This window comes from Pseudomonas monachiensis (genome assembly GCF_047345015.1).
Lineage (GTDB): Bacteria > Pseudomonadota > Gammaproteobacteria > Pseudomonadales > Pseudomonadaceae > Aquipseudomonas > Aquipseudomonas monachiensis.
Window position 1 is genome coordinate 6,227,529 of record NZ_CP178857.1, and the last position, 12,079, is coordinate 6,239,607.

The 12,079-nt window shown below is 60.7% G+C and carries 14 protein-coding genes; 6 read left to right on the forward strand and 8 right to left on the reverse strand.

The window, feature by feature from the left end:
- Positions 1-14: 14 nt before the first annotated feature.
- The gene (locus ACMDB8_RS28185; protein WP_007969817.1) at positions 15-218 is read right to left on the reverse strand and encodes a twin transmembrane helix small protein; all 204 of its coding nucleotides are present in this window, start codon (positions 216-218) and stop codon (positions 15-17) included.
- A 71-nt stretch (positions 219-289) separates the two neighbouring features.
- Here ACMDB8_RS28185 and ACMDB8_RS28190 point away from each other — a divergent pair, with 71 nt between their 5' ends.
- Genes ACMDB8_RS28190 through ACMDB8_RS28210 form a run of 5 tightly spaced genes read left to right on the forward strand, consistent with a single transcriptional unit; the run spans position 290 to position 4,189 of the window.
- On the forward strand, positions 290-1,030 hold the full coding sequence (locus ACMDB8_RS28190; protein WP_056726724.1) for an SURF1 family protein: 741 nt from the start codon (positions 290-292) through the stop codon (positions 1,028-1,030).
- Entirely contained in the window at positions 996-1,589 is a 594-nt protein-coding gene (locus tag ACMDB8_RS28195) for a hypothetical protein (RefSeq protein ID WP_056726723.1), read from the forward strand. Before ACMDB8_RS28190 ends, ACMDB8_RS28195 begins: the two co-directional genes overlap by 35 nt.
- Before the next feature lie 10 nt (positions 1,590-1,599).
- Positions 1,600-2,670, forward strand: a complete 1,071-nt coding sequence (locus ACMDB8_RS28200; protein WP_056726722.1) for a COX15/CtaA family protein — start codon at positions 1,600-1,602, stop codon at positions 2,668-2,670.
- Positions 2,658-3,557 carry a heme o synthase gene (gene cyoE, locus ACMDB8_RS28205; RefSeq protein WP_056726721.1) on the forward strand — a complete coding sequence of 300 codons (900 nt, stop codon included), beginning with the start codon at positions 2,658-2,660 and terminating at the stop codon, positions 3,555-3,557. The genes ACMDB8_RS28200 and cyoE overlap by 13 nt, the downstream gene beginning before the upstream one ends.
- Entirely contained in the window at positions 3,554-4,189 is a 636-nt protein-coding gene (locus ACMDB8_RS28210) for an SCO family protein (RefSeq protein ID WP_409078218.1), read from the forward strand. Before cyoE ends, ACMDB8_RS28210 begins: the two co-directional genes overlap by 4 nt.
- 76 nt (positions 4,190-4,265) lie before the next feature.
- Here ACMDB8_RS28210 and ACMDB8_RS28215 read toward each other — a convergent pair whose 3' ends face one another.
- From ACMDB8_RS28215 to ACMDB8_RS28225, 3 genes are all read right to left on the reverse strand, one after another.
- Complete coding sequence (locus ACMDB8_RS28215) at positions 4,266-5,036, reverse strand: MetQ/NlpA family ABC transporter substrate-binding protein (protein WP_056726719.1); 771 nt, start codon at positions 5,034-5,036, stop codon at positions 4,266-4,268.
- A 73-nt stretch (positions 5,037-5,109) separates the two neighbouring features.
- Positions 5,110-5,784: a methionine ABC transporter permease gene (locus ACMDB8_RS28220; protein ID WP_056726718.1), complete on the reverse strand. Its 675-nt coding sequence runs from the start codon at positions 5,782-5,784 to the stop codon at positions 5,110-5,112.
- Complete coding sequence (locus ACMDB8_RS28225) at positions 5,784-6,791, reverse strand: methionine ABC transporter ATP-binding protein (RefSeq protein WP_056726717.1); 1,008 nt, start codon at positions 6,789-6,791, stop codon at positions 5,784-5,786. The genes ACMDB8_RS28220 and ACMDB8_RS28225 overlap by 1 nt, the downstream gene beginning before the upstream one ends.
- A 210-nt stretch (positions 6,792-7,001) precedes the next feature.
- On the opposite strand from ACMDB8_RS28225, the gene katE reads away from it, so the two are divergent.
- On the forward strand, positions 7,002-9,140 hold the full coding sequence (gene katE / locus ACMDB8_RS28230) for a catalase HPII (RefSeq protein WP_409078219.1): 2,139 nt from the start codon (positions 7,002-7,004) through the stop codon (positions 9,138-9,140).
- A gap of 135 nt (positions 9,141-9,275) precedes the next feature.
- Here katE and ACMDB8_RS28235 read toward each other — a convergent pair whose 3' ends face one another.
- Genes ACMDB8_RS28235 through zur form a run of 4 tightly spaced genes read right to left on the reverse strand, consistent with a single transcriptional unit; the run spans position 9,276 to position 12,078 of the window.
- Complete coding sequence (locus ACMDB8_RS28235; RefSeq protein WP_409078220.1) at positions 9,276-9,992, reverse strand: PA5502 family lipoprotein; 717 nt, start codon at positions 9,990-9,992, stop codon at positions 9,276-9,278.
- 37 nt (positions 9,993-10,029) lie between these two features.
- Positions 10,030-10,818, reverse strand: a complete 789-nt coding sequence (znuB, locus tag ACMDB8_RS28240; RefSeq protein WP_046042679.1) for a zinc ABC transporter permease subunit ZnuB — start codon at positions 10,816-10,818, stop codon at positions 10,030-10,032.
- The gene (znuC, locus tag ACMDB8_RS28245; RefSeq protein WP_056726714.1) at positions 10,811-11,596 is read right to left on the reverse strand and encodes a zinc ABC transporter ATP-binding protein ZnuC; all 786 of its coding nucleotides are present in this window, start codon (positions 11,594-11,596) and stop codon (positions 10,811-10,813) included. The genes znuB and znuC overlap by 8 nt, the downstream gene beginning before the upstream one ends.
- Positions 11,596-12,078 (reverse strand): zinc uptake transcriptional repressor Zur, encoded by a 483-nt coding sequence (gene zur, locus ACMDB8_RS28250; protein WP_056726713.1) that lies wholly within the window; start codon positions 12,076-12,078, stop codon positions 11,596-11,598. Before zur ends, znuC begins: the two co-directional genes overlap by 1 nt.
- Position 12,079: the final 1 nt, after the last annotated feature.

Below are 12,079 nucleotides of genomic sequence, written 5' to 3' on the forward strand. Positions count from 1 at the left end.
CTGTGAGCTTTTAGTTACCAGGGGGCATGGGAAACCAACTGGCCACTGAAAAACCCCCAGGTGATCAGGCCCAGGGTAATGGCGGCCAGAGTGACACGCACACTCAAGGCAATGACGAGGCGGTTTGAGCGGCTGTCGTCCTTGACCAGAAAAAACAGGCCGCTGAACAGGCTGACAACCGTGGCAATCAGCATCAGGACGATGGCTGCTTTGAGCATGGTGAGACTCCGGGGGGATAAGCGATGCACTTGAGTATAGCTATCGCGATGACCGACTTTCTGGCGATGCCATGAAGCGCTTTCGGCCGGGTATCGTGCCAACGCTGGTGGTGGTGCTGTTGCTGCCGCTACTGGTGTTCCTGGGGTTCTGGCAATTGAGCCGGGGCGCGGAGAAAAGCGCGCTGCTGCAAACCTACGCCGAGCGCCGGGCCGCTGAGCCGATGGCCAGCACCGAACTGCAACACACGACAGACCCGGCCTTCCGTCGGGTTCACCTGTACGGCCGGTTTGATGCCGAACACAGCCTGCTGCTGGACAACAGTCAACGCAACGGCAGGGTTGGCGTCGAGCTGTTGCAACCCTTTCTAGACCAGGCCTCCGGGCTTTGGCTGCTGGTCAATCGCGGTTGGTTGCCTTGGCCGGAGCGCCGCACACCACCGCAATTCAAGACACCTGGCGAAGCAGTCAGCCTCGAGGCGTGGGTCTATGTCTCCCCCGGGGCGACGTTCCAATTGCACGCAGATCCCACAACGTTGACATGGCCGAAGCTGATTACGGCCGTTGAGCCAGACAAGCTCTGGACAGCACTGAACCGCGAAGGCTTTGCCTACGAACTGCGCGCCGAAACCGGCCCCGCCACCTATCAGGCCGACTGGCCCGTAGTCGCCATGGGTCCGGAAAAACACATCGCTTATGCCGTGCAGTGGTTCGCCATGGCGATCGCCCTGTTCGGCCTTTATCTCTATCTCGGCTGGCACAACGCAAAGGAGAAACACCATGGGAGCGGCCATGAATCCACCCAGCATGTCTGAGGCGAAACCGTCGGTGAACCGCCGCAAGGGCCGTATGCAACTGCTGCTGATCCTGCTCGGGGTGATCGGTCCGATGATCCTCGCCACCGGCATGTACAAGCTGAATTTCTGGGTGCCCGAGGGCCGCAGTTATCACGGCGAACTGATCGGCAACGGCCAGACCCGTGCGGACATCGGCGTGCAGGCACAGGAAGAGCGTTGGCAGATACTGGTGACCGCGCCCAAGGATTGCGCGGTGGATTGTCAGCAACTGGTGTATCTGGCGCGGCAAATCCAGATCGGCCTGGGCCGCGATGCGTCCCGCGCCAGTCATGCATTGGCCGCTGCGCAGACGCTGAACAGCGATTACGAGTCTAAACTTCAACGCGAGTACCCGCAGTTGCAACGCTATTCGCTGGACTTGCCTGCCTACACTAAAGGCGCCCAGAGCAATGACACGCCGCATCTGTGGATCATCGACCCCCACGGCAATCTGGTGCTGCGCTACGACCCGTCGGTAAAGGGCAAGGACCTGCTCAACGATCTGCGCCACCTGCTGAAACTGTCGAACATCGGATAAGGGCATCGTCATGGCCAAGCCTGGATTTCGCCTCGCGTTGTTTGCCACCTTGCTGGCACTGATTGTGGTGTTGCTCGGCGCCTACACCCGCCTGACCCACGCCGGCCTCGGCTGCCCGGACTGGCCCGGCTGCTATGGCTTCATCAGCGTACCGAAAAGCGAAGCCCAGCTGGCCCATGCCGAATTGCATTTCCCGGACGCTCCGGTCGAGGCCCACAAGGGCTGGAACGAGATGGTCCACCGCTACTTCGCGGGCACGCTGGGGCTGTTGATCGCGGTGTTGGCCGGTCGTGCGTGGGTGCATCGCCGCCATCCCGGGCAACCGGTGAAGCTGCCGTTGTTTCTGTTGGCGGTGGTTCTTGGCCAGGCCGCGTTCGGCATGTGGACGGTAACGCTAAAGCTCTGGCCGCAGGTGGTCACCGGGCATTTACTGGGCGGCTTCGCGACCTTGAGCCTGTTGTTTCTGCTGACCTTGCGCCTGTCCGGTGTGCTGCCGGCGCTGACTGTGCCACGACGTTTACAGCACTGGGCGACGGCGGGGCTGTTGCTGGTGATCGGGCAAATCGCCCTCGGGGGCTGGGTCAGTTCCAATTATGCCGCGGTGGCCTGTATCGACTTCCCGACCTGCCACGGCCAGTGGTTGCCACCGGCGGACTTCGCCAACGGCTTTCACCTGACCCAGCACATCGGCCCGAACTACCTCGGCGGGCAACTGGACAGCGATGCTCGTACTGCGATTCACCTGACTCACCGTATTGGCGCCCTGTTGGTGACTTTGGTGCTACTCGGTCTGGCCTGGCAACTGAAAACAGTCGGCATGACGCGCCTGGCAGGCCTGGTGCTGATTGCCCTTGGCGCACAAATCACCCTGGGCATCAGCAATGTGCTGTTCCATCTGCCGCTGCCGGTGGCCGTTGCGCATAACGCGGGCGGCGCGGCGCTGTTGCTGACCATGGTGTTGGTCAACTACCACGCCCGAACCAGTCTGGTCCGGGTCAAGCAAGCGCGCTGGCACTTCAGCCCGCGTAAACACTCAGCCGGGCCCATAACAATAAAAGGAGAGATGCCATGGCGATTCTGATCGGCGAACGTCCCAGTCAGGCGATCTGGCGTGACTACCTGGAACTGACCAAACCCAAAGTCGTGGTGCTGATGCTCATCACTTCACTGGTGGGGATGTTCCTCGCGACCCGTGCTGGAGTGCCGTGGACGGTGCTGATTTTCGGCAATCTGGGCATCGCCCTGTGTGCCGGTGGCGCAGCGGCGGTCAATCATGTGGTGGACCGGCGCATCGACGCGTTGATGGCGCGCACCCACAAACGGCCGCTCGCCGAAGGCCGGGTTTCGCCGACCGCTGCGCTGACGTTCGCGCTGGTATTGGCGGTCCTCGGGCAAGCCATGCTGCTGGCGTTCACCAACCCGCTGACCGCGTGGCTGACCCTCGCCTCATTGCTTGGCTATGCGGTGGTCTACACCGGATTCCTCAAGCGCGCGACTCCGCAGAACATCGTCATCGGGGGGCTGGCCGGTGCCGCGCCGCCATTGCTCGGCTGGACCGCCGCCACCGGTCACGTCAGCGCCGAACCGCTGCTGCTGGTGCTGATCATCTTCGCCTGGACCCCGCCGCACTTCTGGGCGCTGGCGATCCATCGCAAGGAGGAATACGCCAAGGCCGACATCCCGATGCTGCCGGTCACCCATGGCGAGCACTACACCAAGATTCACATCCTGCTTTATACCTTCGCATTGCTTGCCGTCAGCCTGATGCCTTATGTGATCCACATGAGCGGCACTCTCTACCTGGTCTGCGCGCTCGGGCTGGGCGCGCGGTTTCTGCAATGGGCCGTGGTGCTGTACCGTGGCACTCGGCCGCACGCGGCGATCAACACGTTCAAGTACTCTATTTACTACTTGTTCCTGTTGTTTATCGCCCTGCTCGTAGACCACTATCTATTGTTGAACCTATGACTCGAACCCAGAAAACCGTCTTCATACTCGTCGCCCTGGTTGCATTGATCCTGGGCCTGACCGTCAACAAGGTGCTGTCCGGGAAAAACCAGGGCGATCCGACGGCGCTGATCGACGCCGGCATCATCTTGCTGCCGCAGAGCCGTAATCTGCCGGACGTGACGATGACCAATCAGGACGGCCAGCCGGTCGCGATCAACGAATTGAAAGGCAAGTGGAGCCTGCTGTTCTTCGGCTACACCTTCTGCCCGGACATCTGCCCGACCACCCTCGCCCAACTGCGACAGATCAAGAGCGAGTTGCCGCCAGAAGCGGTGGATAAACTGCAGATCGTGCTGGTCAGCATCGACCCCAATCGCGATACGCCCAAGCAACTGAAGCAGTACCTGGGCTACTTCGACCCGCAGTTCATCGGCCTGACCCCGGCGTCGACCGACGAGTTGCAAACGATCGCCAACGCGGTGAGCATTCCGTTCATCCCGGCGGACACCAGCAAGCCGAACTACACCGTTGACCACAGCGGTAACCTTGCCGTGATCGGGCCGGATGGCACTCAGCGCGGGTTTATTCGGGCGCCGTTGAATAATGCGAAGTTGGTGGCGCAGTTGCCGGTGATGCTCAAGCGCAACTAAGTGACACAGGGGTCTATATTTCAAGGCACAAAAAAGGGACGCACTTGGCGTCCCCTTTTTCGTTGCAGCAGTTCGATCAGAACGCCGGCACCACCGCGCCTTTGTACTTCTCGAGAATGAAGGCCTTCACTTGCGGGCTGTGCAGGGCAGCGACCAGCTTCTTCATCGCATCGCTGTCCTTGTCGTCCGGGCGAGCCACCAGGATGTTCACGTAAGGCGAGTCGCTGCCTTCGATGAACAGCGCGTCCTTGGCCGGATCGAGCTTGGCTTCCAGCGCGTAGTTGGTGTTGATCAGCGCCAGGTCGACCTGGGTCAGTACGCGCGGGATGGTCGCGGCTTCCAGTTCGCGGATTTTCAGGTCCTTGGTGTTCTCGGTAATGTCTTTCACGGTCGACAGGATGTTGTTCGAATCCTTCAACTTGATCAGGCCGGCCTTGGCCATCAACAACAGCGCACGGCCGCCGTTGGTGGCGTCGTTCGGGATCACCACGTTGGCACCGCCAGGCAGTTCGGCAATGGTCTTGTACTTGCTGGAGTAAGCGCCCAGGGGCTCCAGGTGCACGCCGGCCACGGAAACCAGGTGGGTGCCCTTGGCCTTGTTGAACTCATCCAGGTACGGCTGGTGCTGGAAGAAGTTGGCGTCCAGGCGTTTTTCCGCGACCTGCACGTTCGGCTGAATGTAGTCGGTGAATACCTTGACCTTCAGGTCCACGCCTTCTTTGGCCAGCGTCGGCTTCACGAATTCGAGGATCTCGGCGTGCGGAACCGGGGTGGCTGCGACGGTCAGGGTTTCAGCGTGGGCAGAGAATGCCGCAACGGCCGCGAAGGCCACGAGTAGTTTTTTCATTCAGCTAACTCCATGTGAGGTGCCCGCTTGCGGTGCCCGTTTGGCACCTGCCAGCGAATGGCCGGCTCATGTCTTACTTACGGGAAAAGTGGACGACCAATTTGTCGCCAACGGTTTGCAGTACCTGAACGAGTACCAGCAGCAACACCACGGTCACCACCATCACATCGGTCTGGAAACGCTGGTAGCCGAAGCGGATCGCCAGGTCACCCAGACCACCGGCGCCCACGACACCGGCCATCGCCGTGTAGGACACCAGTGTAATGGCTGTCACCGTAATTGCTGCGAAGATGCCCGGACGAGCCTCCGGCAGCAAGGCATTGGTGATGATCTGTCGCGTGGTCGCGCCCATGGCCTGGGTCGCTTCGATGATGCCGCGATCCACTTCACGCAGGGCGGTTTCCACCAGGCGTGCGAAGAACGGCGTGGCACCCACCACCAGTGGCGGGATCGCACCGGCGACACCGAGGGACGTGCCGGTGATCAACACGGTGAACGGGATCATCACGATCAACAGGATGATGAACGGCAGCGAACGCAGGATGTTCACCACCAGCGACAACATCGCGTAGACGCCTTTGGCTTCCAGCAACTGGCGCGGGCTGCACAGGAACAGCAGAACACCCAGGGGCAAACCGAGCAACACGGTGAACAGCAGCGAACCGCCGAGCATCAGCATCGTGTCGCCAGTGGCCAGCCAGATTTCGAACCAGTCGATATTGGCGAAGAAACTTGTCAGGGCTTCCATTAGCGCAGCACCTCCATGTGGACGTCGGCTGCGGTGAAGCGGGCAAAGGCCGCTTCCATGTCACCGCCGGTCACGGCCAAGGTCAGTTGCCCGTAAGGGATGTCTTTGATGCGGTCGATACGACCGGCCAGGATGCTGTAGTCCACACCGGTTTCCCGGGCGACAGTGCCCAGCAGAGGCGCGTAGGTCGCTTCGCCCTGGAAGGTCAGACGCAAGATGCGCCCCGGCACGTGAGCGAAGTCGTCACGCTGTTCGCTTTCGTCGATCTGCTCGTCTTCTTGCACGAAGCGCTTGGTGGTCGGGTGCTTCGGATGCAGGAACACCTCGGCCACCGAGCCTTGCTCGACGATCACGCCGGCGTCCATCACGGCTACCTGGTCGCAGACCCGGCGGATCACATCCATCTCGTGGGTGATCAAGACGATGGTCAGTTTCAGCTCGCGATTGATCTCGGCCAGCAATTGCAGGACCGACGCGGTGGTTTGCGGGTCGAGGGCGCTGGTGGCTTCGTCGCACAGCAGGATTTTCGGCTTGGTCGCCAGCGCACGGGCAATGCCGACACGCTGCTTCTGCCCGCCGGATAATTGCGCCGGGTACTTTTTGGCGTGGTCGGACAAACCGACTCGCGCCAGCAACTCGGCCACGCGGGAATCGATCTCGCTGCGCGACAGTTCGCCGGCCAGGGTCAGCGGCAGCGCCACGTTGTCGGCGACAGTCTTGGAGGCCAGCAGGTTGAAGTGCTGGAAAATCATCCCGACCTGCTGACGGAAGCGGCGCAGGCCGTTGGCGTCTAGAGCGGTGACTTCCTCACCGTCGACGATGATCTTGCCGCCGCTGGCGTTTTCCAGGCGATTGATCAGACGCAGCAGGGTACTTTTTCCTGCGCCGGAATGACCGATCAAGCCGTAAACCTGCCCGTTCTCAATCGTCAGACTGGTCGGATGCAGGGCGGGGATTTCCTTACCGGCGACGCGGTAGGTTTTATGGACGTTTTGAAACTCGATCACGTAGCGAACCTTGTGGGGCGCGTTAGAAAAGGATCAGCGGTTAGCCGGGCGCGCATTTTAGCCTGTCCGTATAGAGGTTCTTAGCATTTATTTCGCATTTGTCCTGTCATTTGGCAATAACGCGATCAAAGGTCAGAAAAAAGGAACGGCTGAAGAAATACGTCAGTCACTACTTAGGCCACTGGAATACGCCTGAGGAGTTCACGCCTGATGAGTATCAAGAAGCCTGCCGCCACCCAGAGTGCCCTGGCCGGGTCCGATACCCCGGACCGCCACAACACCAATGCCAAGCTCGACAGCCTGGAAACATTTCGCTCCGATGCCACTGAGCAGGCCTTGCGCACCAACCAGGGCGTGAAGGTGGCGGACAACCAGAACACCCTGAAGGCCGGGGGCCGCGGGCCGTCTTTGCTGGAAGATTTCATCATGCGTGAAAAGATCACGCATTTTGATCACGAGCGGATCCCGGAGCGCATCGTTCACGCTCGCGGGACCGGTGCCCATGGTTACTTCCAGAGTTATGAAAACCACTCTGTGCTGACCAAGGCCGGTTTCCTGCAGGATCCGGCGAAGAAAACCCCGGTCTTCGTGCGTTTTTCCACGGTGCAGGGGCCGCGAGGGTCAGGCGATACCGTGCGCGACGTACGAGGTTTCGCGGTGAAGTTCTTCACCGACGAAGGCAACTTCGACCTGGTGGGCAACAATATGCCGGTGTTCTTCATTCAGGACGCCATCAAGTTTCCCGATTTCGTGCATGCGGTCAAACCCGAGCCGCACAACGAAATCCCTACCGGGGGCTCGGCCCATGACACCTTCTGGGACTTTGTCTCGCTGGTGCCGGAATCGGCGCACATGGTGATGTGGGCGATGTCCGACCGGGCGATCCCGAAAAGTCTGCGCAGCATGCAGGGCTTCGGTGTGCATACCTTCCGCCTGATCAACGCCGAAGGAAAATCGCGGTTCGTCAAATTCCACTGGCGCCCCACGGCCGGCACTTGCTCGTTGGTGTGGGACGAAGCGCAGAAGCTTGCGGGAAAAGATGCCGACTACCACCGTCGTGATCTGTGGGAGTCGATCGAGATCGGCGACTATCCGGAGTGGGAGTTGGGGGTGCAGGTCATCGAAGAAGAAAACGAACATGCCTTCGATTTCGACATTCTCGACCCCACCAAGCTGATCCCCGAAGAGTTGGTCCCTATCACGCCGTTGGGCAAGATGGTGCTGAACCGCAATCCGGACAATTTCTTCGCCGAAACCGAGCAGGTTGCCTTTTGCCCCGGACATATCGTCCCGGGGATCGACTTTTCCAACGATCCTCTGCTGCAAGGTCGGTTGTTTTCCTACACCGACACGCAAATCAGCCGACTCAGCGGACCAAACTTTCACGAGATCCCGATTAACCGTCCGGTGTCACCCTTCCACAACGGCCAGCGGGATGCGCAGCACCGCACCACTATCGACAAAGGACGTGCCTCCTATGAGCCGAACTCCATTGATGGCGGCTGGCCAAAGGAAACGCCGGCCTCCGCTCAGGACGGCGGGTTCGATAGCTATCCGGAGCGCATCGACGCCAATAAGATTCGCCAGCGCAGCGAATCGTTCGCGGACCACTTCTCCCAGGCTCGCTTGTTTTTCCACAGCATGAGTGAGCATGAACGGGAGCACATCATCTCGGCCTATAGCTTTGAGTTGGGCAAGGTCGAGCGCGAAGCGATCCGCGCCCGGGAAGTGAACGAAATCCTCGTCAATATCGATCTGGAATTGGCCAGGCGCGTGGCGCAGAACCTTGGATTGCCTGCGCCCAGTCGAGGAACCGTCGAGGTGCGCAAAACCGCGCTGGATCATTCACCGGCATTGAGCCAGGCCAATCTGTTGCCGGAAAACATCAAGACGCGAAAAATTGCGATTTTGGCGGCGAACGGTGTCGATGGCGCCTCGATCGCTGCAATGAAGAAAGCGCTGAAAGCGGAGGGGGCCCACGGGATACTGTTAGGGCCGAGTTCGGCGCCAGTCAAAACGGCTGATGGCAAAACCCTTGCGGTCGAAGCTTCGATGGAAGGTTCGCCTTCGGTGGCGTTCGATGCGGTGTTCGTGCCGGGCGGAGCCGCGTCGATCAAGGCGCTGAGCACTGACGGAGTGGCACTGCATTACCTGCTGGAGGCATACAAGCATCTGAAGGCTATCGCGTTTCAGGGCGAGGCGAAGCAGTTGCTGGATGTGTTGAAGCTGGAGGCTGATGCGGGGTTGATCGTGGGTGCGGATGCGAAATTGATCAAACCGTTTTTGGCTGCAATAGGGCAGCATCGGGTTTGGGGTAGAGAGGCGAAGGCCAAGGCGATTCCGGCCTGAGAGTTTTACTGCCAGACAGGATGCCTTCGCGGGCAAGCCCCCCTCCCACAGGGTTCCAGGTTGGTCACTTGTTTTGTGGCTAACTCGGGCATTGTGGGAGCGGGCTTGCTCCGGTCGGCGTTCCGACGATGCTTTTCAGGGTTTGCGCGGACTCAGAACCATCTGCGCCGGAACACTGCGCAAAATCTGCCGCTCCAGCTTCAGATCAAACTCAGGATCGAGCTTCTTCACTCGCTTGGTCAGCAAGTTAGCCAGCCAAGGGTAATCGTTGGTGCGTGGAGCCTGAATGCTTACATCACACAGAAAATTCACCACATCGGCGGCGATGGCATCCAGTTGGCGACGCAGTTTGCCCATATCGTTGATATTCAGTACGACAGTGGTGCTTTCAGCCATCGGGTCGATGACCTTGGCTTTTGGCTTGGCTTCGGCAGCCTTGAGGGCGGCTTCGGCCTTTTCCAGCTCGGCCTTGCGCGCCTGGGCAATCGAGCCGTTGACTCCGCCGGTCAGTGCCGGAGCCTTGGGCATCAACGCGCGGGCACGGCTCAGGGCGGTCGCGGCGGCATCCACGTCACCTTTTTGCAGTACGGTCTGGCTGCGGCGCAGATAGGCTTCGGCCAGTTGCCGCTGGTATTGCTCAAGGGAAGCATCGTTGGGCGATTCGGCCTGCAAGGCTGCCAATTGGTCTTCGGCGATGGCCAGTTCATCGCTGGCGATGTTTTGCTCCAGCTGCACGATGGCCATGGCCCGTGCATCGGCGGCCTTGGTGGCTTCCGATGGCGTGCTTTGGCAGGCGCCCAGCAGCAAAGAAAATGCGACAAGGAGCAGATAACGGGAGGCGAACGACTTCATTCCTGCGACTCTCTATTTGCGCAAAAAACGAGCAAGTCTACACCCCTCGACGGGGCAGAACAAAACTCAGCAGAAATAGCGCGGCGGCCGTCACCACAATCGACGGGCCGGCCGGGGTGTCCTTGAACCAGGACAACGCCAGCCCGCCACACACGGCGAGTATGCCCAGCAGGCTCGCGCCCAGTGCCATCTGCTCCGGCGAGCGGGCGTGACGTTGTGCCGCAGCCGCCGGGATGATCAGCAACGAAGTGATCAGTAACACCCCGACGATTTTCATCGCCACGGCAATCACCACGGCGATCAACAGCATCAAGGCCAGGCGTAATCCCGCCACCGGCAGGCCTTCGACCCTGGCCAGTTCTTCGTGCACCGTGATCGCCAGCAATGGGCGCCACAACGCAACCAGCAAGAGCAGTACAGCAGCACTGCCGCCAAGGATCCAGGCCAGATCGGTCGGGCTGATCGCCAGCAGGTCGCCGAACAGGTATGCCATCAGGTCGATCCGCACTTCGTGCATGAAGCTTAGTACCACCAGGCCCAGAGAGAGCGTGCTGGGTGCGAGAATTCCCAAAAGCGTGTCGGACGCCAACGGCTGGCGTTGTTGCAAGGTCACCAGCATCACCGCCAGCAGCAAGCAGCCAACAGTGACGGCAACGGTCGGGCTGACATCCAGCAGGAAGCCCAGGGCTACGCCGAGCAATGCCGCGTGAGACAGGGTGTCGCCGAAATAGGCCATGCGCCGCCAGACGACGAAAGACCCCAGCGGGCCTGCGACAACGGCCAGGGCCAAGCCTGCAAGCAGGGCGTAGAGCAGAAAATCAGCCATGCTTGCAGCTATCTCCGTGGACATGGGGTTGGCCCGGTGTGGGCGCCTTGACCACCGAGCCGTGCAAGTCGTGGGCGTGGTCGTGGTGGTGGTGATAAATCGCCAGGCTTTGTGCGTTTTTTCCGAACAGCTCGACGAAAGCCGGATCGCCACTGACCTGCTCGGGATGGCCGGAACAGCAGACGTGACGATTGAGGCAAACCACCTGGTCGGTGGTGCTCATCACCAGGTGCAAATCGTGGGAGACCATCAGCACGCCGCAACCGTGACGGTCACGCAGGCGGGTGATCAGGCTGTACAGCTCAGCTTGGCCGGCCACGTCGACACCCTGTACCGGTTCGTCGAGTACCAACAGTTCCGGTTCACGTAACAAGGCCCGGGCCAGCAACACGCGTTGCATTTCGCCACCGGAAACGTTTTGCACCGGGCTATCGATCACCTGTTCGGCGCCGACTTCCTTGAGTGCCGCCAAGGCCATCGCACGGTCCACGCCCGGTACCAGGCGCAAGAAACGCAGGACCGACAGTGGGAGGGTTGGATCGACGTGAAGTTTTTGCGGCATGTAACCGACCCGCAGTTTCGGCTTGCGCCAGACGCTGCCGCTGTCCGGTTTCAGCAGGCCGAGCACGGCCCGCACCAGGGTGGTTTTGCCGGCGCCATTGGGGCCGATCAGGGTAACGATCTGCCCCGGCTCGACGCTCAGTTCGATGTTGTCCAGCACCGGTTGCCCGGCGAACGTGACGGCAACCTGTTCAAGACGGATCAGCGCGTTGCTCATCAAGCCCCCTGGCAACCCGAGCAGAGACCGACCACTTCGACGGTCTGGCCTTCGACGACAAACCCGACATCCCTGGCGCTGGCGATGATCGCGTCGCTGATGGATTTTTGCTCAAGTTCGATCGCGGCGTGGCACGCACGGCAGATCAGGAACTGACCCTGGTGAGCATGTTCCGGGTGATTGCAGCCGATGAAGGCGTTGAGCGAGGAAATCCGATGGACCAGGCCGTTTTCCAGCAGGAAATCCAGCGCGCGGTACACCGTCGGCGGCGCGGCGCGGCGCCCGTCCTGTTCGCTAAGGACTGCGAGAATGTCGTAGGCACCCAGCGGCTTGTGGCTTTGCCACACCAGTTCCAGCACTCGCCGGCGCAACGCGGTCAGGCGCAGGCCTTGACGCGCACACAGGGCATCGGCCTCGGACAAAGCGCTGTGAACGCAATGTGAGTGGTCGTGGGGACGGCTGGCGATCGGTGTTTTGAGCATG